Annotated in this window: 25 protein-coding genes; 5 read left to right on the top strand and 20 right to left on the bottom strand. The window is 66.6% G+C overall.

The window, feature by feature from the left end:
* Positions 1–9: 9 nt before the first annotated feature.
* Positions 10–633: a carbonic anhydrase gene (locus SLQ30_RS23805; protein WP_319449249.1), complete on the bottom strand. Its 624-nt coding sequence runs from the start codon at positions 631–633 to the stop codon at positions 10–12.
* 25 nt (positions 634–658) lie between these two features.
* On the opposite strand from SLQ30_RS23805, the gene SLQ30_RS23800 reads away from it, so the two are divergent.
* On the top strand, positions 659–1534 hold the full coding sequence (locus tag SLQ30_RS23800; protein WP_319449248.1) for an A/G-specific adenine glycosylase: 876 nt from the start codon (positions 659–661) through the stop codon (positions 1532–1534).
* Between the two features lie 33 nt (positions 1535–1567).
* Positions 1568–2932 carry an adenylate/guanylate cyclase domain-containing protein gene (locus SLQ30_RS23795; protein WP_319449247.1) on the top strand — a complete coding sequence of 455 codons (1365 nt, stop codon included), beginning with the start codon at positions 1568–1570 and terminating at the stop codon, positions 2930–2932.
* A gap of 44 nt (positions 2933–2976) precedes the next feature.
* Here the strand turns inward: SLQ30_RS23795 and SLQ30_RS23790 are convergent, their stop codons facing one another.
* Positions 2977–3945 carry a GlxA family transcriptional regulator gene (locus SLQ30_RS23790; protein WP_319449246.1) on the bottom strand — a complete coding sequence of 323 codons (969 nt, stop codon included), beginning with the start codon at positions 3943–3945 and terminating at the stop codon, positions 2977–2979.
* A gap of 71 nt (positions 3946–4016) precedes the next feature.
* Between SLQ30_RS23790 and SLQ30_RS23785 the strand changes: the two genes are divergently transcribed.
* Complete coding sequence (locus SLQ30_RS23785; RefSeq protein WP_319449245.1) at positions 4017–4238, top strand: hypothetical protein; 222 nt, start codon at positions 4017–4019, stop codon at positions 4236–4238.
* On the opposite strand, the gene SLQ30_RS23780 is transcribed toward SLQ30_RS23785, so the two are convergent.
* Complete coding sequence (locus SLQ30_RS23780; protein ID WP_319449244.1) at positions 4212–4982, bottom strand: alpha/beta hydrolase; 771 nt, start codon at positions 4980–4982, stop codon at positions 4212–4214. The genes SLQ30_RS23785 and SLQ30_RS23780 overlap by 27 nt on opposite strands.
* A 149-nt stretch (positions 4983–5131) precedes the next feature.
* Between SLQ30_RS23780 and mhuD the strand changes: the two genes are divergently transcribed.
* A complete protein-coding gene (gene mhuD / locus SLQ30_RS23775; protein ID WP_319449243.1) occupies positions 5132–5449 on the top strand; it encodes a mycobilin-forming heme oxygenase MhuD in 318 nt (105 codons plus the stop codon).
* A complete protein-coding gene (locus tag SLQ30_RS23770; protein ID WP_413468159.1) occupies positions 5424–6791 on the top strand; it encodes a serine hydrolase in 1368 nt (455 codons plus the stop codon). Before mhuD ends, SLQ30_RS23770 begins: the two co-directional genes overlap by 26 nt.
* Before the next feature lie 4 nt (positions 6792–6795).
* Here the strand turns inward: SLQ30_RS23770 and SLQ30_RS23765 are convergent, their stop codons facing one another.
* From SLQ30_RS23765 to ftsH, 17 genes are all read right to left on the bottom strand, one after another.
* Positions 6796–7347, bottom strand: a complete 552-nt coding sequence (locus tag SLQ30_RS23765; RefSeq protein ID WP_319449241.1) for a histidine phosphatase family protein — start codon at positions 7345–7347, stop codon at positions 6796–6798.
* Positions 7344–8129: a CbtA family protein gene (locus tag SLQ30_RS23760; protein WP_319449240.1), complete on the bottom strand. Its 786-nt coding sequence runs from the start codon at positions 8127–8129 to the stop codon at positions 7344–7346. The genes SLQ30_RS23765 and SLQ30_RS23760 overlap by 4 nt, the downstream gene beginning before the upstream one ends.
* 27 nt (positions 8130–8156) lie before the next feature.
* Complete coding sequence (locus SLQ30_RS23755) at positions 8157–8369, bottom strand: CbtB domain-containing protein (RefSeq protein ID WP_319449239.1); 213 nt, start codon at positions 8367–8369, stop codon at positions 8157–8159.
* A gap of 138 nt (positions 8370–8507) precedes the next feature.
* Complete coding sequence (locus tag SLQ30_RS23750; protein WP_319449238.1) at positions 8508–8879, bottom strand: YbjQ family protein; 372 nt, start codon at positions 8877–8879, stop codon at positions 8508–8510.
* A 127-nt stretch (positions 8880–9006) separates the two neighbouring features.
* Positions 9007–11562 (bottom strand): ATP-dependent protease ATP-binding subunit ClpC, encoded by a 2556-nt coding sequence (clpC1, locus tag SLQ30_RS23745; protein ID WP_319449237.1) that lies wholly within the window; start codon positions 11560–11562, stop codon positions 9007–9009.
* A 276-nt stretch (positions 11563–11838) separates the two neighbouring features.
* A complete protein-coding gene (gene lsr2, locus SLQ30_RS23740; RefSeq protein WP_319449236.1) occupies positions 11839–12180 on the bottom strand; it encodes a histone-like nucleoid-structuring protein Lsr2 in 342 nt (113 codons plus the stop codon).
* 120 nt (positions 12181–12300) lie between these two features.
* Positions 12301–13806, bottom strand: coding sequence for a lysine--tRNA ligase (gene lysS / locus SLQ30_RS23735; protein ID WP_319449235.1), 1506 nt, complete (start codon positions 13804–13806; stop codon positions 12301–12303).
* Between the two features lie 21 nt (positions 13807–13827).
* Entirely contained in the window at positions 13828–14643 is an 816-nt protein-coding gene (locus SLQ30_RS23730) for a type III pantothenate kinase (protein ID WP_319449234.1), read from the bottom strand.
* Positions 14644–14647: 4 nt separating this feature from the next.
* Positions 14648–15592: a pantoate--beta-alanine ligase gene (gene panC / locus SLQ30_RS23725; protein ID WP_319449233.1), complete on the bottom strand. Its 945-nt coding sequence runs from the start codon at positions 15590–15592 to the stop codon at positions 14648–14650.
* Complete coding sequence (locus SLQ30_RS23720) at positions 15589–16524, bottom strand: Rossmann-like and DUF2520 domain-containing protein (RefSeq protein ID WP_319449232.1); 936 nt, start codon at positions 16522–16524, stop codon at positions 15589–15591. Before SLQ30_RS23720 ends, panC begins: the two co-directional genes overlap by 4 nt.
* Positions 16525–16606: 82 nt before the next feature.
* On the bottom strand, positions 16607–18010 hold the full coding sequence (locus SLQ30_RS23715; RefSeq protein WP_319449231.1) for a DUF6779 domain-containing protein: 1404 nt from the start codon (positions 18008–18010) through the stop codon (positions 16607–16609).
* A gap of 76 nt (positions 18011–18086) precedes the next feature.
* Positions 18087–18563: a DUF3180 domain-containing protein gene (locus SLQ30_RS23710; RefSeq protein WP_319449230.1), complete on the bottom strand. Its 477-nt coding sequence runs from the start codon at positions 18561–18563 to the stop codon at positions 18087–18089.
* Positions 18563–19078: a 2-amino-4-hydroxy-6-hydroxymethyldihydropteridine diphosphokinase gene (gene folK, locus SLQ30_RS23705; RefSeq protein WP_319449229.1), complete on the bottom strand. Its 516-nt coding sequence runs from the start codon at positions 19076–19078 to the stop codon at positions 18563–18565. Before folK ends, SLQ30_RS23710 begins: the two co-directional genes overlap by 1 nt.
* On the bottom strand, positions 19075–19452 hold the full coding sequence (gene folB / locus SLQ30_RS23700; protein WP_319449228.1) for a dihydroneopterin aldolase: 378 nt from the start codon (positions 19450–19452) through the stop codon (positions 19075–19077). The genes folK and folB overlap by 4 nt, the downstream gene beginning before the upstream one ends.
* On the bottom strand, positions 19445–20242 hold the full coding sequence (gene folP, locus SLQ30_RS23695) for a dihydropteroate synthase (RefSeq protein ID WP_319449330.1): 798 nt from the start codon (positions 20240–20242) through the stop codon (positions 19445–19447). Before folP ends, folB begins: the two co-directional genes overlap by 8 nt.
* Before the next feature lie 50 nt (positions 20243–20292).
* Positions 20293–20898, bottom strand: coding sequence for a GTP cyclohydrolase I FolE (folE, locus tag SLQ30_RS23690; protein ID WP_319449227.1), 606 nt, complete (start codon positions 20896–20898; stop codon positions 20293–20295).
* Between the two features lie 21 nt (positions 20899–20919).
* Positions 20920–23316: an ATP-dependent zinc metalloprotease FtsH gene (gene ftsH / locus SLQ30_RS23685; RefSeq protein WP_319449226.1), complete on the bottom strand. Its 2397-nt coding sequence runs from the start codon at positions 23314–23316 to the stop codon at positions 20920–20922.
* Positions 23317–23344: the final 28 nt, after the last annotated feature.

The following is a 23344-nucleotide window of genomic DNA, read 5'->3' as shown; positions in this document are numbered from 1 at the left end:
GCTCCGCCGCTATGCGCCTTCGCCGATGTCGCCCAAGTGGTCACGCAATACCACCCGGCCGTCGGCCAGGTGGTAGGTAAGCCCGACGATCGCAACTCTGCCCTCCTGGATGCGCTGCGCGATCTCCAGGGACCTCACCCGCAACTGGGCGACCGTCTCGTTGACATGCCGCGCCTCGAACTCGTCGACACGCGTGAGCCCGGAAGCACGCCCGAGCAGGATCGACGGGGTCACTCGCTCCACGATGTCACGCACGTAGCCGCCGGGGATCTCGCCGTCGTCGAGCGCCGATAGCGCCGCTCGAACCGCTCCGCAGCTATCGTGGCCGAGCACCACGATCAGCGGCACGTCGAGTATGGAGACCGCGTATTCGATGGAACCGAGCACGGCCAGGTCGGCGACGTGGCCCGCAGTGCGTACGACGAACATGTCGCCGAGGCCCTGATCGAAGATGATCTCGGCGGCCACCCGACTGTCGGCGCAGCCGAAGACCACCGCGGTGGGCTTCTGCCCGTGGGCGAGTCGCGCCCGGTCGGCGATGCTTTGGCTGGGATGGGCCGGCTGGCCGGCGACGAATCGCTCGTTACCCTCCTTCAGTGCCTTCCATGCGGATATCGGATTCGAATTGGGCATGGGCACATTGTGCACGGAGTCGGAGTTGACGTTCGATTCGAGTGAGCTGCTGCGCTGGTACGACGCGGCCCAGCGCGACCTGCCGTGGCGTCGGCCGGGTGTTTCTGCATGGCAGATCCTGGTCAGCGAGTTCATGCTGCAGCAGACCCCGGTGGCCCGGGTCGACCCCATCTGGCGCGACTGGATCGCGCGGTGGCCCACTCCGTCGGCCACCGCCGCAGCGAGCGCCGCCGACGTGCTTCGGGCCTGGGGCAAGCTCGGATATCCGCGCCGCGCGAAGCGGTTGCACGAGTGCGCCACGGTGATCGCGACAGAACACGGCGACGTCGTGCCCGATGACGTCGAGGTGCTGCTGACGCTTCCGGGGGTCGGGGCATACACCGCGCGCGCCGTCGCGTGTTTCGCCTACCGCAAGCGCGTGCCCGTCGTCGACACCAACGTCCGCCGGGTGGTCGCGAGGGCGGTGCACGGGCGGGCCGACTCCCCCGCGAGCGTGCGCGACCTCGCCGACGTCGAGGCCCTACTCCCCAATGATGCTGACGCACCGCGATTCTCGGTTGCCTTGATGGAACTCGGCGCGACGGTGTGCACGGCGCGGTCGCCACGCTGCGGCGAGTGTCCACTGAGTGTGTGCGCATGGCGTGCCGCTGGTTTTCCACCGGCGGACGCTCCGGCCCGTAGGCCGCAACGCTATGCAGGCACCGACAGGCAGGTGCGTGGAAGGCTGCTGGATGTGTTGCGCGACAACACCACCCCCGTCAACCGCGCCGCGCTGGACGTAGCGTGGCTGTCCGACCCCGCGCAGCGTGACCGCGCCCTCGATTCATTGTTGACCGACGGGTTGGTGGAGCAGACGGCCGACGGCAGGTTTGCGCTGTCAGGTGAAGGCGGCGAAGCCTAAGCCGCGCAGGCCCAGGTGAACTAACCTTTGGCCGTGGCTGTAACCGGTTCACGGGCTCCGCGGACTCGCTACGCATCGCGGGGCGATCTGGACATCGCCTACCAGGTACTCGGCGACGGCCCGGTGGACGTGGTCGTCATGCCGGGCCCGTTCATCCCGATCGACTCGATCGACTCCGAACCGTCGATGTACCGCTTCTACCGCAGGCTGTCGTCGTTCTGCCGGGTAATCCGCTTCGACCACCGCGGCATGGGGATGTCCTCGCGCATCGGCGCGGACAAGATCACTCCAGCGTGCTGGGCGGAGGACGCGGTCGCGGTGATGGACGCCGTCGGAATCGAGCAGGCCACGATCATCGGCTCAGGGTTCACGGCGGTGAGTGCGATCTTCCTGGCCAGCGACCGCCCCCAACGGGTGTCCAACCTGGTACTCCTCAACGCAGGCGCGCGGCCGATATGGGCACCCGACTACCCGGTCGGGGCGCAGCGCAGCGGCGCCAGTCCCTTCACGACGGTGGCCATGGAGCCCGATGCGGTCGAGCAGGGCTTCGACGTGCTCGACCTCATCGCACCGTCGGTCTCCCACGACGACGTGTTCCGCACGTGGTGGGACGCCGCGGGCAACCGGGCCGCCTCGCCGAGCATGGCGCGCAGGGCCAACCAGGCGCTCGTCGACGCCGATCTGCGGGACAAACTTCCGTTCATCACGTCGCGCACCCTGATCATGCATCGCGCAGACTCCGAGTTCGTCCCCGTCGGCCACGGCAGGTACCTCGCCGAGCACATCGCGTGCGCCCACTACGTCGAACTGCCCGGAGCGGACACCCTGTATTGGGTCGGCGACAGCGCGCCCATCCTCAGCGAAATCGAAGAGTTCATCACGGGCAAGCGGGGCGGTTCCGACCCCGAACGGGTGCTCACCACGATCGTGTTCACCGACATCGTCGGCTCAACGCGACGTGCCGCTGCCCTGGGTGACGACCATTGGCGCGATCTACTCGACAGTCACGACACCGTGGTCCGCCGAGAGCTCGAGCGGTTCCGCGGACGCGAAGTCAACACGGCCGGTGACGGGTTCGTCGCGACGTTCACCAGCCCCAGTGGTGCCATCGACTGTGCGGAGGCGATCGTCGACGCGGTGCGCGCGCTCGGCATCGAGGTGCGGGCTGGCATTCATGCCGGCGAGGTCGAGGTTCGAGGTGACGACATCGCGGGCATGGCCGTGCACATCGCCGCCAGGGTGGCCGGGTTGGCCGGACCCAGCGAGGTGCTGGTCTCCTCGACCTTGAACGAAATCGTGACGGGCTCTCGCCGACCCTTCGTCGAACGGGGCGACTACGAACTCAAGGGCGTCCCAGGTTGGTGGACTCTTCACTCACTGTCGCGACGTCCCGGTTAACCTACGTCGACGTCGACTGCCCGTCGGACAGCTGACCTTTGTCGCTAAGCCGTTGCCGCACAACCGGAGTCGTTACACGCGAAGCTTCTCCGGTAGTCCGACGGGGTGACACCGATGACCCGGCGGAAGTGGTGACGCAGCAGCGTCGCCGTACCGAAGCCGGATCTGTCGGCGACGCGGTCGATGTCCAGGTCGGTCTCCTCTAGCAGCCTGCGTGCGTAGAGCACCCGCTGGTCGGTGACCCACTGCATGGGCGTGCGGCCCGTCTCGTCGACGAACCTCCGCGCGAACGTACGAGCCGACATGCTCGCACGCTTCGCGAGGGTGGTCACGGTGTGCGGTTTGTCGAGGTTGGTCAGGATCCAATCCAGATGCGGCGCAAAGCTGTCGGAGCAGCGGACCGGGATCGGCTGATCGATGTACTGACGCTGACCACCGTCGCGTTGCGGCGGTACCACCATGCGGCGCGCGATGGTGTTGGTGACCTCGCTACCGAGCTCGCGGCGGACCAGGTGCAGACAGGCGTCGATCCCTGCCGCGGTGCCCGCGCTGGTGATCAGGTTGCCGTCGTCCACGAACAGCACGTTTCGGTCGACGCGCGCGGTCGGGTACCGCATTGCGAGTTCGTCGGCGTGCATCCAGTGCGTCGTACACGGGCGGCCGTCGAGCAGTCCGGCCGCACCAGCGACGAACGCCCCCGAACACACCGTCAGGATGATCGCCCCGCCCTGCGCCGCCGCTCGAATCGCGTCGAGCGCCTCCGGTAGGTACGGACCCGGGATGGCCGGAATCGCGACCAGGTCGGCGCCGACGAGTGCGTCGAGCCCGTGATCGGGGGCGATGGACGCGCCGATCGAGGTCCGCAGCAATTTACCGGGCTCCGGTCCGCAAACCTTGAAGTCGAAGTTGGGCACGCCGTCGGCGGACCGATCGATGCCGAACACCTCGCAGATCACGCCGAACTCAAAGGGCGCGACGCCGTCCAGCACCAGCGCTGAGACACTTCTAATCATGGCAGTATCTTATCGTACAGCGGCACTGCTGCCACTGTTGGCGGAATATGACTGGTCGAATACTTGCTGCCATGAACGTGATACTGACCTTCCTCATCCTGATGGCCCCGTTTGCGGTGGCAGCCCTCGTCAGTTGGGCGAGCCACCGGTCGGATCCGAAACGCGCTTGGCTGGCCGCTGCGGCCGACGACCCCGACTGGTACCGGATTCAGCACGATGCCGATGCCGCCCGCACTCGCTTCGAAACGGTTCCCACCTGGCCGGTCTCAGGCGTGACCGGCGAACGCCGATAGGAACGCCTCGACCGCACCGCGGTATTCCTGTGGTGCGTCGTCGTGCACCAGATGGCCGGCGCCGGGCACGTGCAGATACGTGGCCCGTGCGCCGGCCTCTTGCATTTCGCGCATCTGCCCAGGCGGCGTGACGGAACCGCCCGCCTCGATCAGGAGCGTGGGCGCCCGCACCGCCCGCCACTGGTCCCAGTAGTGCCGAGTGCCCCACTGCGCGGCGATCTCGATCCACCGTGTCGTGTGCCCATGCAGCCGCCATCCCGTCGCCGTCTCGTCGAACGCCTCGAGAAAGTACTGGCCGGCAACGTCCCCGAACTCGTCGAATATCTGCTGCGCCGAACCGAACTCAACCGGCAGCGCGTGCAACCACGGCTCCCACGGGCCGGTCGTCCGGCCGCGGAAGTCGGGGGCCATGTCCTCCACGACCACCGCGCCCACCAACTCGGGACGTTCGGCCGCCAGACACCAGGAGTGCAGTCCGCCCATCGAATGCCCGACGAGCGTCACCGGTCGACCCAACGCCGTCACCGCGTCGGCAAGGTCGGATACGAACCGCTCAGTGCTGACGGGATGGTCGTCGGCGACGTCGCGCCCGCGGTGCCACGGCGCGTCGTACGTGTACACGGCACCGTGCGCGGACAGCCACGGGGTTTGACGGGACCACGTGCTGCCGCGACCCATCAGGCCGTGCACCAAGACGATGGGCTCACCCTCGCCGGCCCGGTGCGTCAGCAAGTCGGTGCGCATGCGGCAATCTTGCCCCGAATGAGGTTCGGAGGGCAGGAGCGAAGCGACCCGGGAAATGCGTGCGGAGGGCAGGAGCGAAGCGACCCGGGAAATGCGTGCGGAGGGCAGGAGCGAAGCGACCCGGGAAATGCGACGGGTAGCCTGAACCAATGCCCGTGGTGAAGATCAACGCGATCGAGGTCCCGGCCGATGCAGGCCCGGAATTGGAGAAACGGTTCGCCAACCGAGCGCACGCCGTCGACAAGCAGCCCGGCTTCCTCGGATTTCAGCTGCTACGCCCCGTCAAGGGCGAGAACCGCTACTTCGTGGTGACGCAGTGGGAGTCCGATGAGGCCTTCCAGGCATGGGCCAGCGGCCCTGCCGTCGAGGCGCACGCAGGCCAGCGCGCCAATCCAGTCGCCACCGGAGCGTCCCTGCTCGAGTTCGAGGTCGTGCTGGACGTTGCGGGTTCCGGCTCCGAGCAGTAGCGCAAGCGGGGTGCGGCACCGCGTCATTGGGATCGCGACGATCCTCGCTTTGGTGGCGGCGGTTGGTTGCGGCTGCGCTCACACGGGCTCACCCCCCGCTGAGGCGGCGGCCTTCGGCGCGCACATCGACACGAATACGCCGCAAGGCGTTCGGGCCAAGCAGACCGTCGACATGATCAACTCGGACTGGCCGATCGGCACCGTCGGGGTGCGGACGCTCGCCGCCCCCAAGCAGGTCGATGACATCACCTCGGCGATGGGCCGGCTCTGGTCGGATCGACCGATCACCGTCACCGGTATCGACATGGGGGCGAGCCAGGCGACGTTGCACCTCCGTACTTCCTACGGGGCCGCCCAAGACGTCGAACTGCGCACCAACGACGTCGGTTTGGTCGATCGCTTCGTGGTGACCGTCCAACCTCCGACGATCAAGAACTGGGCCGACATCGACACCGAACTGACCAAGTCCGGAGCGCGGTATTCGTACCAGGCGTCGAAGGTCTCAGGCGGCGCATGCACGACGTTCGCGGGCACGAACGTCGACGATTCGCTGCCACTGGCCTCGATCTTCAAGCTCTACGTGCTGCTGGGCTTGGCCGAAGCCGTAACCGCGGGCACGGTCCGCTGGGACGAGCTGTTGACCATCACCAAGGAGGTCAAGGACGTCGGATCGGCCGGCTTCGACAAGCTGCCGCCCGGGTCCCATGTCTCAGTGAGAGACGTTGCCCAGCAGATGATCTCGGCAAGCGACAACATGGCCACCGACATGCTGATACACCGCATCGGTCATGGCGCCGTGGAGCGGGCCATGGTCGCGGCAGGCCACCACGACCCTGCCCTGATGACACCCTTCCCCACCACGCATGAGCTGTTCACGATCGGTTGGGGCAAGCCCGATCTGCGCGAGCAGTGGAAGACGGCGTCGCCCCAGCTTCGGGCGCAAATGCTCGAGCAGACGAATTCCCGTGCCTACGAACCAGATCCAGAGCGCATCTACACGCCCGCCTCGCCGTACGGCGCCGAGTGGTATGGCACGGCAAAGGACATCTGCCGCGTTCACGCCGCGTTGCAGGCCGCCGCAGTCGGGCGGGCCGCTCCGGTCAGGGACATCCTCTCGGCCGTCCCAGGGATCGACCTCGACAGGGCCAAGTGGCCCTACATCGGCGCCAAGGCAGGCAACCTGCCAGGCGACTTGACCTTCAGCTGGTACGCCGTCGACCGCAGCGGTCAGCCGTGGGTCGTCAGCTTCCAGCTGACCTGGCCGAAGTACCGCAGCCTGGCCGCTGCCGAGTGGGTGTTGTCGATCGCCAAGCAGGCCTTCGGGATGCTGCCCGTCGGCTGACGGCTCAACCCGTCGAACGCAGCGTCCACGACTGCCCCCGCTTGTGCATGACCGTACGACTCGCGGGACTGACGTCGATGCGCCAGAAGGACTTCGGCGGCGCATCCAACGCAATCAGAATGGCCGCCCGAACCACCGCCGGATGGGTGACGGCGACGATTCGGCCGCGCCTTGCCGCGATGGAGTCCAGCCAGCGTCGCACCCGAATCATCAAGGCAACCAGCGACTCCCCGCCGTGCGGTGCCCCTGCGGGGTCGGTCAACCAGATCGCGAGTTCGGCGGGCTGAACCCCGCCGAGTACGTTGCCGCGCCACGACCCGTGGTCCAGGTCCGCAAGCGCGGTGTCGGTCTCGGCGCGCAACCCGAGCAGCTCGGCGGTCTGACGCGTCCGCTTCTCGGGGCCGCACAGCGCGGCGTCGATCGACCCGAGGTCGACGGTCGCGTCGAGTTGACGGTGCCCCATGGCGTTCAAGGGCTCGTCGATGGGAAATCGTCCGGCTGCCATCGCATCGGTCATGCCGTGCGACACGAGGGTCAGCCGGACGACGTCACTCACGCAGAAATGGGTTCCTTGCGCTTCGACTCCAGGAAACGCGAAACGAGCGCCGCGAAGACCAGTCCGATAGTCGTCCACATGACCACTTGTGTGCCAAGGGAATACAACCTGAACTGATAAAGATCATCGGCCGGGAACCCAGCGAAGATGATGGTCCCCGCTTCGTCGCGCAATGGGCCAGGCGTCTCGTCGATGGTCGGCAGGATCAGCATGACGACCGCGATGGCCACCACATATGCCCCACCCGCAACCAGCGTGGCGTTCCACGCGCCGAGTCTCGACACTAGCCGACGGCCCAGGTACACCGCCGCGACGAACAGGGCGGCGGACAGTACGACCATCAGCAGGTAGAGCAAGGTCCGTTGCCGGATGGTCTCGTCGAGGCTGACCGCGGGCGGGTTGGCCGGGTACTTCAACGCCGGAACGACGTAGAGGCTCAACAACATTCCGCCGGCCACGAACACTGACAGCAGACGGGCCGACACGTTGCCCACCCGGCCGTACGTCACCGCGTACACGACGGCGAAGAGCGCGCCCATCGCGATACTGAACGCCAGCACCCCGAAGCCCATCCCGATGTTGGCCTGAACGCCGCGGGTGAACAACTCGGCCCCGTGTTCGTGGCCGCCGCCGTGCATGGCCTCGTGGGCCTCGCCTACGCCGTCTTCGAACCCGATGGCCCGCTCGATGACCGGCTCAACGAAGATTCGCGCGAAGACGAATGCGAACACTCCAGCAAGGGCGCCGGCCAAAAGGCCGCGCCCGATGATGTTCTTTTCCATATTCAGCTTTCCCTGTCCGTCCGAATATCAGTGGCAGGGGAAGCCGAGCAGATGCCTGGCGTCGTGAATGAACTCGTGCACGTGGGTGTCGCTGCCGAAGATCGACGTCGCACCCTGGTCCATTCCGACGAAGTAGAGCACGATCAGCGCGAGGAATGCGGTGGCCGACAGCCAGACTGCTGCCTTGGTGGCCGACAGGTCGAGCGTGGGAGCGGCCTCGCGGGCCTCGGGAGTTGTCATGTCCAGTCCTTTCGGGATTTCGCGTCCCGTTTGCAGGTGTTGACGAACTTCGGGTCTGACTGTGCAGTGGCGCGACCGTACTGGAATTCCACCAGCTTCCGCCGTTCGTCGATTACAGCAGAATCCTAAACCCTGGGTCTAGGGCGCGCCGCCGTATCCCAGTTGCTGAGCTGTGTACTTGGCGGCATCGGTCACGGGCACGGCTTGCACCGCGGTGCCGTATGCGCAGATCTCCGTCCACACGTCGCCCAGTTCGGTGGTGTCGAAGCGCATCGCGACGATGGCATTGCCGCCCCGCTTGCGCGCCTCCTCCAGAAGTCGGTTCATGGCCTCGTTGCGGCTCTCCGCGAGGTTCTTCGTCATGCCGGCCAACTCGCCACCGAACATCGACTTGAACCCGGCGCCCATCTGCGCGAAGGCATTTCGCGATCGGACGGTAAGCCCGAAGACTTCCCCACATACGCGCTGGATCTCCCAGCCTGGAATGTCGTTCATGGTGACGACGAGCATGGGCAGACCTTCCTGTGAACGGATCGGGCAAGTCGCCCGTGGTGAGGCTATCCGTTCGCGAGGCGCGGCATAGGCACGAATAAGGGCGGCACCCCAGCGTGGGATGCCGCCCTTATTCGCTACTGAGCTACTCCGCGACGGTCGCCGCCCCTGCGGTTCCCGGCGCACCGGCACCGGCCAGGTCGGGTTCGGCGTCGACCACGGGCTTGCTGGCGCCCACGAACGTGAACACCGCATCTTCGATGTTGTTGCTCTCGCCGTCCCAGTTGTCGACGTCGACGCTGACCAGCTGGCCCGGTCCGACCTCGTCGAACAGGATCTTCTCGCTCAACGCGTCCTCGATCTCGCGCTGGATGGTGCGCCGCAACGGGCGAGCCCCCAGCACCGGGTCGAAGCCGCGCTTGGCCAGCAGCGCCTTGGCCTTGTCGGTCAGCTCCATGGCCATGTCCTTGGCCTTGAGTTGCTTCTCGACCCGACCGATCATGAGATCGACCATCTGGATGATCTCGTCCTTGGTCAACTGGTGGAAGACGATGATGTCGTCAATGCGGTTGAGGAACTCCGGGCGGAAGTGTTTCTTCAGCTCGTCGTTGACCTTCTGCTTCATCCGCTCGTAGTTATTCTCGCCGCCACCCTGGGTGAAGCCGAGCCCAACCGCCTTGCTGATGTCGGACGTACCGAGGTTCGAGGTGAAGATCAGCACCGTGTTCTTGAAGTCGACGGTGCGACCCTGACCGTCGGTGAGCCGACCATCCTCGAGCACCTGCAGGAGGCTGTTGTAGATCTCCTGGTGGGCCTTCTCGATCTCGTCGAACAGCACCACGCTGAACGGCTTGCGACGCACCTTCTCGGTGAGCTGGCCGCCCTCTTCGTAGCCGACGTACCCGGGAGGGGCACCGAACAGCCGCGAGGCGGTGAAGCGGTCGTGGAACTCGCCCATGTCGATCTGGATGAGCGCGTCGTCGTCACCGAAGAGGAACTCGGCCAGTGCCTTGGACAGTTCGGTCTTGCCGACACCGGACGGGCCGGCGAAGATGAACGACCCCGACGGGCGCTTCGGATCCTTCAGGCCGGCGCGGGTACGCCGGATGGCCTTGGAGACGGCCTTGACGGCGTCCTCCTGGCCGATGATCCGCTTGTGCAGCTCGTCCTCCATGCGCAGCAGACGCGTGGTCTCGGCTTCGGTCAGCTTGAACACGGGAATGCCGGTCCAGTTGCCGAGCACCTCGGCGATCTGCTCGTCGTCGACCTCAGCAACCACATCGAGATCACCTGAGCGCCACTGCTTCTCGCGCTCGGCACGCTGAGCGACCAACGTCTTCTCGCGGTCACGCAGGCTGGCAGCCTTCTCGAAGTCCTGCGCGTCGATCGCGGACTCCTTCTCCCGGCGCGCGTCGGCGATCTTCTCGTCGAACTCACGCAGGTCTGGCGGCGCCGTCATCCGACGGATGCGCATGCGCGCGCCCGCCTCGTCGATGAGGTCGATGGCCTTGTCCGGAAGGAACCGGTCGTTGATGTAGCGGTCGGCCAGTGTCGCCGCCGCCGCGATGGCACCGTCGGTGATCGACACGCGGTGGTGCGCCTCGTACCGGTCGCGCAACCCCTTGAGGATCAAGATGGTGTGCTCGACCGTCGGCTCGCCGACCTGCACCGGCTGGAAGCGGCGCTCCAGCGCGGCGTCCTTCTCGATGTACTTGCGGTACTCGTCGAGGGTGGTGGCACCGATGGTCTGGAGCTCGCCGCGGGCCAACTTCGGCTTGAGGATGGATGCCGCGTCGATCGCGCCCTCGGCGGCACCCGCGCCGACGAGCGTGTGCAGCTCGTCGATGAACAGGATGATGTCGCCGCGGGTGTTGATCTCCTTGAGCACCTTCTTGAGGCGCTCCTCGAAGTCACCGCGGTAGCGGCTACCCGCCACCAGCGAACCGAGGTCAAGCGTGTAGAGCTGCTTGTCCTTCAGCGTTTCGGGCACGTCGCCGTGGACGATGGCCTGCGCCAGCCCCTCGACGACGGCCGTCTTGCCGACGCCGGGTTCGCCGATCAGCACCGGGTTGTTCTTGGTACGACGGCTCAGCACCTGCATGACCCGCTCGATTTCCTTCTCGCGGCCGATGACGGGGTCGAGCTTGCCTTCCATCGCGGCGGCGGTCAGGTTGCGTCCGAACTGGTCGAGCACCAGCGACGTGGACGGGTTGCCCGCCTCGCCGCCGCGTCCGCCGGTACCGGTTTCGGCCGTTTCCTTGCCTTGGTATCCGCTCAGCAGCTGGATGACTTGCTGGCGCACCCGGGTGAGTTCCGCGCCCAGTTTGACCAGCACCTGGGCGGCGACACCCTCGCCCTCACGAATCAGGCCGAGCAGAATGTGCTCGGTGCCGATGTAGTTGTGGCCGAGCTGAAGCGCCTCGCGCAGTGACAGCTCGAGCACCTTCTTGGCACGCGGCGTGAAGGGGATGTGGCCGGACGGAGCCTGCTGGCCCTGGCCGATGATCTCCTCGACCTGGCTGCGCACGCCCTCGAGCGAAATGCCCAGCGACTCCAGCGACTTGGCGGCCACGCCCTCGCCCTCGTGAATGAGGCCCAACAGGATGTGCTCGGTGCCGATGTAGTTGTGATTGAGCATCCTGGCCTCTTCTTGGGCCAGGACGACGACGCGCCGTGCGCGGTCAGTAAAGCGTTCGAACATCGGTGGTTACCTGCTCTCCATCAAATAGCGCAGCACTTGCGACTAAGCCAGCACGGCTAACCGCGCTCTGCACTTACCGTCCACTGTAGTGGGCGGCGGCCCGGGGCGCCCCGCCTGTCCACGTCTTTTGACGCTTCTGGGAAAGGTCTACCCCGCACCTCTGACGAGCAACGCCCAGCCGAGGGCATTCGTTTCCGCTAGATGGCGCAGCCCGTTGCGCCGTCGGCGAAACCACCGGCAGCAAGTGCCCGGCGTCGCGATTTTGGCTACGCCCCGTTATGTTGCTTCGTGAAAGGCGTCGATGACGTCGGCTGGGATGCGCCCGCGGGTGGACACGTTGTGCCCGTTCCGGCGCGCCCAGTCGCGGATGGCGGCACTCTGCTCACGATCGATGGAGGCCCGGCCCCGTCCCGTACCCGCCGAACGACCTCTACGTCGACCACCGACGCGGCGCCCGGCCTCAACCCACGACTTCAGGTCATTCCGAAGCTTTGCGGCATTCTTTGACGTGAGGTCGATCTCATAGCTCACGCCGTCAAGCGCGAATTCGACAGTCTCGTCGGCAGCACCTTCACCGTCGAAATCATCGACCAACGTGACGGTTACCTTCTTCGCCATTAGCTCACACTGACCCTTCTGTCTGGACACGAGGGCCTAATGCCCACCCCGAGCCCAATGCTTACATGAAAACGTAAATCATTCAAGAAGTATGATACAAGAAGTATGAAACTGAACAGTTCAGTTTGTAGACCTGCGAACGATCGGGAACAAAACGGTCTCCCTAATCGACAACCCCGTCAAGGCCATCAACAACCGGTCGATACCCATTCCGGTGCCGGTGGTAGGAGGCATCGCATACTCCAACGCAGTCAGGAAATCCTCGTCGAGCAGCATCGCCTCGTCGTCGCCGGCGGCCGCCGCCCTGGCCTGGGCCGCGAACCTTTCCCTTTGCACCACGGGATCGATCAATTCGGAGTATCCGGTGGCCAACTCGAACCGCCGAACATACAAATCCCACTTCTCGGTGACGCCGGGAATGCTTCGGTGAGCCCGCGTCAACGGGGTGGTCTCCACGGGAAAGTCCCGTACAAACGTCGGCGCCCACAACGTTTCCCCAACGGTGTGCTCCCACAGTTCCTCGACGAGCTTTCCGTGCCCGTAGCCGCGGTCGCGGGGAATCTCCACACCGAGTTCGGAGGCGATCGCCAGAAGTCTTTCCACGCCGGTTTCAGGCGAAATTTGTTCGCCGAGCGCTTCGGACAAGGACGGATACATTTCGAGCGTCGCCCATTCGCCGTCTAGGTCGTAGGTCGTGCCATCGGCCAGTGGCACGTTTCTGGTGCCAATCGCTTCGTCGGCGACTTCCTGAATAAGCTCACGCGTCACGACCGCAGAGTCGTCATACGTTCCGTATGCCTGATATGTCTCGAGCATCGCAAATTCTGGCGAATGCGTTGAATCTGCGCCTTCGTTTCGAAAGTTTCGATTCAACTCGAAGACCTTCTCGAAACCGCCCACCAAGCAACGCTTTAGGAACAACTCCGGTGCGATGCGCAAGTAGAGCGCTGTGTCTAGTGCATTGGAGTGCGTGACGAATGGGCGTGCGGCCGCCCCACCAGGAATCGTTTGAAGCATAGGTGTTTCCACTTCGAGAAAGCCACGGCGTTCCAATGCCGAACGCACCGCTCGCACCACCGCAATCCGCTGCCTGGCCACGCTGCGCGCCTCCGGGCGGACGATCAGGTCGACGTAGCGCTGCCGTACCCGGGTCTCCTCGTTGAGCTCCTTGTGTGCCACCGGCAGCGGCCGCAAGGCCTTGGAGATTATTTGCCAGGAGTCCGCGAGCACAGACAATTCGCCCCGGCGGGAGCTGATCACCTGGCCGTGTACCAGAACGATGTCGCCAAGATCGACGTCTGACTTCCACGCGTCGAGAGACTCTTGCCCGACACCGTTCAAACTGATCATCGCCTGCAGCTGCGTCCCGTCGCCCTCCTGCAGGGTCGCGAAGCAGAGCTTGCCGGAGTTGCGGGCGAACACCACCCGCCCCGCGACGCCGACCTGCTGACCCGTCTCGGTGTCGGCGGCCAACTCGGGATACGCCCGCCTCAATTCCGCCAGCGTATGGGTGCGTGCGACCTCGACCGGGTACGGATCACGGCCCTCGGCGAGCAGGCGCTCACGCTTGGCCTGCCGAATTCGAAACTGCTCGGGCAGGTCGTCCGGCGCATCAGGTGAGCTCACGACGTGCCAGCTTAAAGGAACTCAGCGGGCTTGCTTGAGCCTGCCGCGCTGGTTGTCGAGGTTGCGTTCGTAGACCAACCGCAGGCCGTCGAGCGTGAGGTACTTGTCGTAGTGCTCGACGCTGCGCAGATCGGGCAGCACCAAAGGCGCCGTGTGTCCGGTGGCCACGACGGCGACGTCGTCACCGGCGAAGCCGTCGACGTCCTCGCGGATCCGGTTCACCAGCCCGTCGACCAGGCCGGCGAACCCGAACACCGCACCGGCCTGCATGCACTCGACGGTGTTCTTGCCGATGATCGAACGCGGCCTGGTCAGTTCGACCCGCCGCAGCGCGGCCGAGCGGGCGGCCGCCGCGTCGGACGACACCTGAACGCCTGGGGCGATGGCGCCACCGAGGAATTCCCCCCTGGCGGACACCACGTCGACACAGATCGACGAACCGAAGTCGACGACGATGGCGGCGGACTTGAACTTGTGAAAGGCGGCCAGGCAGTTCACGATTCGGTCGGCGCCAACTTCTTTCGGATTGTCCACCAGCAGCGGAATGCCGGTGCGCACTCCCGGCTCGATCAGCACATGCGGTACCGACGGCCAGTACTGCTCCAACATGAGCCGAATCTCGTGCAGCACCGAAGGCACCGTCGACAGCCCGGTGGCCCCGGTGAGCCGTTCCGCGTCATCGCCGATCAACCCGTCGATGGTGAGCGCGAGCTCGTCCGCGGTGACCTCAGCCTCGGTACGAATTCGCCAGTTGTGCACCACTTTTGCGTGTTCGCCGGACCCCGACACCAGCCCAACCACGGTGTGAGTGTTGCGAACGTCGATCGCGAGCAGCACGGTTCTAGTTCCTCCAAGGCAATTCGTGATTCGCATCCGAGGAGACCCGGGAATGGCCGTCGATGCCTGCGGACGCACCGATGTCCACCGCGATGTTGTCCAGAAGCCTGGTCCGCCCAAGCCTGGCCGCCACCAGCAGGCGGCCCACCCCTTCGGCCGGCGCCGGCCCGAGCCAGGTGTCGCGTACCTCGAGGTAGTCGACGGCGATGGCAGGCACCTCGTCGAGCACGGCCCTGGCCGCGTCCAACGCCTCCGAGGCACCCCGTGACGCCGCGTACATTCCGGCGAGCAGGGCCGCCGACAGCGCCCCGGCCTGCTCTCGCTCCACCTCGTCGAGGTAGCGATTGCGCGACGACAGCGCTAGCCCGTCGGGTTCCCGCACGATGGGCACGCCGACGATCTGCGTGTCCACGTTCAGGTCGTCCACCATCTGCCGCACCAGTACCAACTGTTGGTAGTCCTTCTCGCCGAAGAACGCGCGGTCGGGCCGGACGATCTGCAAGAGCTTGAGCACGACGGTCAGCATTCCTGCGAAATGGGTTGGGCGAGAACCACCTTCGAGCTCCGCCCCGAGTGGACCGGGCAGCACCGTGGTTCGGGGACCGGCTGGGTACATGTCGGCGGCGGTAGGCGTGAACGCCACCTCGACTCCCTCGGCGCGCAGCACCGCGAGATCGTCGTCGAGCGTGCGCGGATACGCGTCGAGGTCCTCCCCCGCTCCGAACTGCAGCGGGTTGACGAAGATCGACACCACGACCACGGCGCCGGGCACGCGGTTGGCAGCCCGCACCAGCGCAAGGTGACCGTCGTGGAGGGCGCCCATCGTGGGCACCAACATGACGCGCCTGCCGGTGGCCCGAAGTGCGCGCGTCACGTCGGACACGTCACGCGGCGGACCGTAGACGTTGAGTTCGCCTGCCACGAACTTGGGCGGTCTGCGGGCGTTCATGGCTGTCCCCCTCGACTCGACGGCGCTGCCAATACCGCGAACACCTCGGCGGGCGCGTGGGCCCGCTGGGCGGTACGCAGCGAATTCGCGCGATATGCCTGGGCCAGTTCGGGATCCACAGCGCTGAGTGCCTCCAGATGTCGCGCCACCGCTGCCGCGTCGCCGCGCGCAACCGGTCCGGTAAGCGCGCCCTGCCCGCGTTGGAGCACGTTCTCCAACGATGCCCGGGCCAACGGACCGATGACCCGCTCGGCGAGGCCGCCTGGGGCGTCGCCGACCAGCTCCTGCCCGAGTAACTCCTCGCCCCTCAGCGCGGCGCGCAACGCCTCGACCGCATCCAACAGGACCGTGATCACGTGGTTGCCCGCGTGCGCGAGTGCGGCGTGATAGAGCGACCTGGCCTCCTCGCGGACACCGAACGGCTCACCGCCGATCTCAAGCACCAGCGATTGCGCGACGGCGGCTCCGACTTCGTCGGCCGCAGTGACACCGAAGCAGGCATCGGACAGCCGCACGATGTCCTCGTCAGCTCCCGTGAACGTCATCGCGGGGTGGATTGCCAGCGGGATGCAGCCGAGCTCGGTCAGCGGTGCGAGCACCGCGACACCGTTGGCTCCTGAGGTGTGCACGACGATGGTCCCTGGTCGGACGGAGTCGGTGGCTGCCAGGCCTGCCACCAAACCCTCGAGTTCGGAATCGGGAACCGCCAACAACAGCAACTCGGCCATCCCGGCGACGTCCTGCACCGGAAGCACCGGAGTATCGGGCAGCCGCCGCTCGGCGCGCAACCGGGACGCCTGCGAGATCGCGCTGCACGCCACGACGACGTGCTCGGCGCGCTCGAGCGCTACACCGAGTGCCGTACCCACCCGACCTGCAGAGATGATCCCGACACTGAGTCTGGCCGGACGCAGTCCGTTGGGGGTCCCCATATAGACGACCTCGCTGACGTCATGAGTCGAATGTCGTTCCAGGCCCACATCGTGGGTACCGGACAGTCGCCATGAGACTAACTCACTCCTCACGGCGACGGCGACGGCCGCCGCCCGTGGAACCAACCTGCAAACGTGCGAGCAATTCCGACAGGGGCTGCCCACCGGCGTGCTGACCGGCCTCGTCTTGGACCTCGTCTTGGACCTCGTCACTTCCGCGGTGACGAGCGCTCGGCGGCTCGGGAGCCACAGGGGGTACGACGGGCGGCTCGGGGGGCGGGGGCGGCGGAGTGGCCAGCGTGGGCGAGCGCCGTCCGGGGTCCTCGGCGTCCTGCGCCCAGTGTCTGGCCCGCCGCTGGACGTCCTCGGCATTGGGCTCGGAACTACCGTGCCTGCCGCGCCGCGGTTCGGCCGGGGGCGGCGTCATCGCAGGCGGGTGAGGGTGCCCGGCGGCCGGTGGGCCCGCCGCGACGTTGCCGTTCTCGGCCGCCATCGACTCCCAGTTGCTGCCCGGCTCGCCGGCGGGGATGAACTGGCCGTCGGCAGGCGCCGGCTGCCAGCCCGAGGCGGCCGGAGCGGGCCTGCCGGGGTCCTGCCACGACGGCGGTGGTGGCGGGGTGGGCTCCGGTGCGGGTCGCGGAGGAGCGGCGGGTGCCGGCGGCGGGGCGGGTGCCGGCGGAGGGGCAGTTGCCGCCGTTGGGGCGGGTGCCGGCGGCGGGGCGGGAGCGGGCGGGGCCGGTTCAGGCGGCAGCCACGGCAGCCGTGGCTCCGGCGCAGGTTGAGAAACACGCGGCCGCGGCGGCGGCTCCGGCGAGGCCCGCCAGCCCGTGCCGGCAGGTTCACGCTCGGACGCCCTGCGGTGCGCACCGCCCGACAAAGGCGTCGGAGCCCATTCGTGCTCCGGAGGGTGCGGTTCCTCAGGCACGTCGATGATCGGGCTCTCGTCAGTGTTGGCCTCGACGTCCTCGCGATCCTCGGCATCGATTCGGCTGCTGATCACTCGGCCGAAGGTGTGGACGGCCGTGCGCTCGGTCTCGAGCGCGGGCCGATGCTGCAGATCGGTGTCGAAGATGATCTCGAGGCTGGCCCGCAGCGCGGCCAACTCGGCCCGCAGGCTAGCGACCTCGTCCGCGCTCTGGGCCCGCAGCTCGGACGAGAGCTCACGCCGAAGCTGAGCTTCGACCGAAAGCTCGTACTCGCGCCTCGCGGAGATCTCTCGATCCAGCTGAAGGTCGTAGACCATTTTCAGGTCCCGCGCCTTGGCTTGATCGACGTCGGACTGGCGGCGGTAGATGAACGAGATGAAGGCCGCCACCACCGCTGCCCACAATGCGATGACGACGGCGAGCTTGAGCAACTCGACCCTGTTGGTGAACACCAGGGCGGAGCTTGCGACGATGGCGAGCACCAGCAACGCCGTGAGCAAAACCCAACCTGGCCTGCGGTTGACGCGCCGCTGGCGCGCTCCACGGGTAGGTTCGATCATGGGCTGACTGTACCTGTCACAGGTCACCAAGCGTGTCGACCCGTACGGCGATTCGGCAGGTCAGGTGAGTCATCGGCTACTCCGGCACGCCATCGGCTTGTTCCGGCGGTTCCGGCGGAGACTTGCAGCAATGCTGTAGCCAGAGCGCCGCGAGCACCAACGCCGCCGCGCTTGCGGCCGCCACCACCGCACCCGGGGTATCCGCCTCGGCCACGCGCAACGCTTCTCGGCGAGGGATGAGGAAGGCCAGCACTCCCACCCACCAGCCAGTCGCGACAGCGCCGACCCAGGCCGATGCCTTGGCCACCATCACCGACCGGGCCACCGACAAGGGATGCAACCAGCCGCGTGCGTCGCCGATCTCGCCGTCGTTGATCTTCGATCGAACATAGAAGGCCCAGCCGAACTCGGCCGCCGCCACCGCCAGAAGCGACGAGCCAGTCCAGATCGTGATCGGAGGGAACCAGCGGTACGCCCCGTGCACCACGATGAAGGCGACGACGGCGACCACGACGATCGCTCCGAGCAGATCACGCTTGCGGGTGGGTCCCATCAGCGCCCCAGCACCAGTTCGGTGAGCCGCACGTCGGAGCGGTCACCGGGATCGAGGTCGGCGAGCAGTCCTGCGACTGAGCGCTGTTCACCGCCCACGGTCAAAGTGGCCGCGGGGTCGATCGCGAGCCACGGAATCAGGACGAACGCGCGCTGATGGGCGTACGGGTGCGGCAACGTCAGCTCTTCGTCGTGGCTCAATACTTCGGCTGTTCCGTCGTGACAGGAGATCAGGTCGACGTCGAGTGTCCTTGGGCCCCAATGCTGTTCACGTACTCGGTCAGCGTCCCGTTCCAGTTCCTGGCCACGGCGCAACCAGTCGCGGCTGTTCAACTCACTATCGTCGGCCAGCAGTATCGCGTTCAGGAACCCGTCCTGGTCGACGCCGCCCCACGGCTCCGTCTCGTACACCGGAGACACCGCGCGCACTGCTGCGCCGAGGCCGTCGACCACCGATTGCAGATGTGCGAGCCGGTCACCGATGTTGGACCCGACGGACAGCACGACCCGCGTCAAGGGGTCCGTCCCCCGCGTCGCGAGCGCCGGGCCACCACCGCAACGTCGGAGAACGTCAAGGGAATCGGTGCATCGGGCTTGTGTAGCACCACCTCGACCGCGTGCACTCGCTCGTCGGCCATGACGTCGTCGGCGAGCTCGGCCGCGACCGTTTCGATGAGGTTGCGGGCTGGGCCGCCGATGATCTCCGCCGCCCGCTGCGCCAACGCGCCGTAGTCGACCGTGTCGGCGAGGTCGTCGCTCTCGGCAGCCGCCGCGAGGTCGATCCACACCGTGATGTCGACGACGAAGTCCTGACCGTCTCTGCGCTCATGATCGAACACCCCATGATTGCCGCGAATGGTCAAGCCACGCAACTCGATTCGATCAGCCAAGGGACCAGGCCTCCACCACTTTCAACGCGTCCACCGACGCTGTCACGTCGTGCACCCGCACCCCCCAAACTCCGTGTTGCGCGGCGAGTGCCGAGATCACCGCCGTCGCGGTCTCCCTGCCGCCTGGTGGTCGCAGCGCTCCTTCGGAGTCCGCGAGCAGGGCGCCGAGAAAACGCTTGCGGGAAGCGCCGACCAGCACGGGTATCCCGGTGGCGACCAATTCGGGTAACGCGTTCAACAGCGCCCAGTTGTGCGCGGCCGACTTCGCAAAGCCGAGCCCTGGATCGATGACGAGCTTGGCCGGATCGACCCCCGCTGCCACGGCCGCGTCGACACTTGCCAGCAACTCGGCACGCACGTCGGCGACCACGTCGGCGTAGGCGGGGATTTCGTGCGGGCGGTCGGCCGCGACCGACCGCCAGTGCATCAACACCCACGGCACCCCGGCGTCGGCAACCAACGGCCCCATGTCCGGATCGGCCCGGCCGCCGGACACGTCGTTGACGATGCGGGCGCCGGACTCCAGTGCCGCACGGGCCACCTGTGCGTGCATGGTATCGACGCTCACCGTAATACCTTGCTCGGCAAGGGCTTTGATGACAGGAAGAATTCGAGCCGTCTCGACGTCCGCGTCGATCCGCGCAGCGCCGGGGCGGGTCGACTCACCGCCAACGTCGATGATCGCCGCGCCATCGGCGGCCAGCGCAAGTCCCTGCGCGACGGCTCGAGATGGTTCGAGGAACCGTCCCCCGTCAGAAAAGGAGTCGTCGGTGACGTTTACGACGCCCATCACCCGTGGGGCGAGCGAAGCGACGGGCTTTGGGGTGATGCTCGGTGGGCTCACTTCCGCAGAATCAGATCCAGCGCCTCGGACCGGGATGCCTTGTCCGTCTTGAACTGACCGCGTACGGCCGACGTCGTGGTGGTGGCGCCCGGCTTCCGAATGCCCCGCATGGCCATGCACAAGTGCTCGGCCTCGACGATCACGATGGCTCCGCGCGGGTCGAGCTTGCGCACCAGCGCGTCCGCGATCTGCGCGGTGAGCCGCTCCTGGACCTGAGGACGCTTGGCGTAGAGATCGACGAGCCGAGCCAGCTTGGACAGGCCCGTGACGCGGCCGTCCACGCCGGGGATGTAACCCACGTGCGCGACGCCGTGGAATGCCACCAGGTGGTGCTCGCAGGTCGAATACATCGGAATGTCCTTGACCAGCACCAGTTCATCGTGTTGCTCGTCGAACGTGGTGTTGAGCACTTCGTCGGGATTCTCGTACAGCCCGGCGAACATCTCCCGGTACGCCCTCGCCACGCGGGCCGGTGTGTCCAACAGACCGTGTCGCTCCGGATCCTCGCCGACGGCGATCAACAACTCGCGCACCGCTGCTTCCGCGCGGGGCTGGTCGAAATCCGAAGGGGTGAACGTGACCGAGTCGAGTTGCCGCGTCATCTATGGAATTTCCGTTTCTCGTCAGCCAGGTGGCGCCGGATTGGGCCGGTCGTCATGGCCCTGTTCGTCGTGCGGGGCCGGCGCGGGAGCGCCACCCTGCGGGACGGGCTGCCCGGACTGCGGGTACGTCTGATACGGCGGCGGGTACTGGCCTGGCGGCGGCGCCCACCCGTACGGAGGGGCCTGCGGATAGCCGTGGCCTTGCGGGTAGTGCTGACCCTGCGGGTACTGGCCGGGTTGTGGCGGGTACTGACCGCCCTGCTGCGGGGGCCAGCCAGGCGCGTGCCAACCCGCGGGCGCGCCGTAGTCGGGTTGCGTGGCGCCGTTGGCGGGGTTGGCGGGCACCCCGTTCGCGGGCGCGCCGTTGGGTGCGCCGTTGGCGCCGACCCCATTCGAGCCGTTCGTGCCGTTCTTCTGCGCCTCCGCCTGGGCGGCCTTGCTGGCCTCGGCGATCGCGACCTTGAACGCAGGCTCCGGGGCAGGCTGGGGCCACGGTTCGCCACGTTCGATTGCGAGCTCGCCGGGGGTCTTGATCGGCGGTTTGTCGGACGGCACGCGGCCACCGAAGTCGTCGAACATGGTCAGCCGCGGGCGCTTCTTGACGTCGCCGAAGATGGCCGCGAGCTCGGCCCGGTGCAGCGTTTCCTTCTCGAGCAGTTCGCCGGCGAGGATGTCCAATACGTCGCGGTACTCGGTGAGGATGTCCCACGCTTCGGTGTGCGCGGCCTCGATGAGCTTGCGCACCTCGTCGTCGATGATCTGCGCGACTTCGTGCGAATAGTCGGCCTGCGTTCCCATCGTGCGACCGAGGAACGGATCGCCGTGTTCGGTTCCGTACTTGACGGCGCCCAGCTTGGAGCTCATGCCGTACTCGGTCACCATGGCCCTGGCGATCTTGGTGGCCTGGTCGATGTCGGAGACGGCGCCGGTCGTCGGCTCGCGGAAGACGAGTTCCTCGGCGGCCCGTCCACCCATGGCGAACACCAGTCGAGCGATCATCTCCGAACGGGTCATCAGCCCCTTGTCGTCCTCGGGGACGGCGACGGCGTGGCCACCCGTGCGCCCGCGCGCCAGGATGGTCACTTTGTAGATGGGCTCGATGTCAGGCATGGCCCACGCGGCCAGCGTGTGGCCGCCTTCGTGGTACGCGGTGATCTTCTTCTCGTGCTCGCTGATGATGCGGCCCTTGCGGCGCGGCCCGCCGACCACCCTGTCCACAGCCTCTTCGAGTGCGGCGGCAGCGATGACGGTGCCGTTCTCGCGCGCGGTGAGCAGAGCGGCCTCGTTGATGACGTTGGCCAGATCCGCGCCGGACATGCCGACGGTGCGCTTGGCCAGTCCATCGAGATCGGCGTCGGGCGCGATGGGCTTGCCCTGTGAATGCACCCGCAACACTGCACGGCGGCCCGCGATGTCGGGGTTGGATACCGGGATCTGGCGATCGAAGCGGCCCGGACGCAGCAGCGCGGGGTCGAGGATGTCCGGGCGGTTGGTCGCCGCGATGAGGATGACGCCCTGGCGTTCGCCGAAGCCGTCCATCTCGACGAGCAGCTGGTTCAGCGTCTGTTCGCGTTCGTCGTGCCCGCCGCCGAGGCCGGCACCGCGCTGGCGACCGACGGCGTCGATCTCGTCGACGAAGATGATGCAAGGGCTGTTCTGCTTGGCCTGCTCGAACATGTCCCGGACACGCGAAGCGCCGACGCCGACGAACATCTCGACGAAGTCCGAGCCGGAGATGGTGAAGAACGGAACCCCTGCCTCGCCCGCGACCGCGCGGGCCAGCAGCGTCTTGCCGGTGCCCGGCGGCCCGTAGAGCAGTACGCCCTTGGGGATCTTGGCGCCAAGCGCCTGATACCTGGTGGGGTTCTGCAGGAAGTCCTTGATTTCGTAGAGCTCTTCGACGGCCTCATCGACGCCCGCGACGTCGGCGAACGTCGTCTTCGGCAGGTCCTTGTTGAGCTGCTTGGCCTTCGACTTGCCGAAGCCGAAGCCCATCCCCCTGCCACCGCCCTGCATGCGGGAGAACATCACGAACAACCCGACGAGCAGCAGCAGCGGCAACATGTAGATGAGCAGCGAGCCGAGCACGCTGCCCTCGTTGACGACGGTGTTGGTCTTGACGTTCTTGGCCGTCAACGCGTCGAACAGCTGCACCCCGTAGCCGGTGGGGTACTTGGTGATGATCTTGTCGCTGTTCTCGGTGTCGCCGTTGCCGTTCTTGAGGTCGAGGCGCACCTGCTGTTCGCGGTCGTCGATCTGACCGCTGTTGACGTTCCCGGCGCCGATCTGCGCCATCGCCACCGACGTGTCGACGGGTTTGTACCCGCGGGTGTCGTCGCTGAAGTAGAAGAAGGACCAACCAAGGAGCAGCACGACCGCGATGGCGGTGACGGTGCGGACGACGTTCTTTCGATTCATCGAGCATCGGCCTTCTACGGCCAGGTCC

Source organism: Mycobacterium sp. RTGN4 (genome assembly GCF_033804635.1).
Lineage (GTDB): Bacteria > Actinomycetota > Actinomycetes > Mycobacteriales > Mycobacteriaceae > Mycobacterium.
The sequence above is the reverse complement of the archived record's forward strand: the minus strand, read 5'-3'. Positions and strand labels throughout refer to the sequence as shown.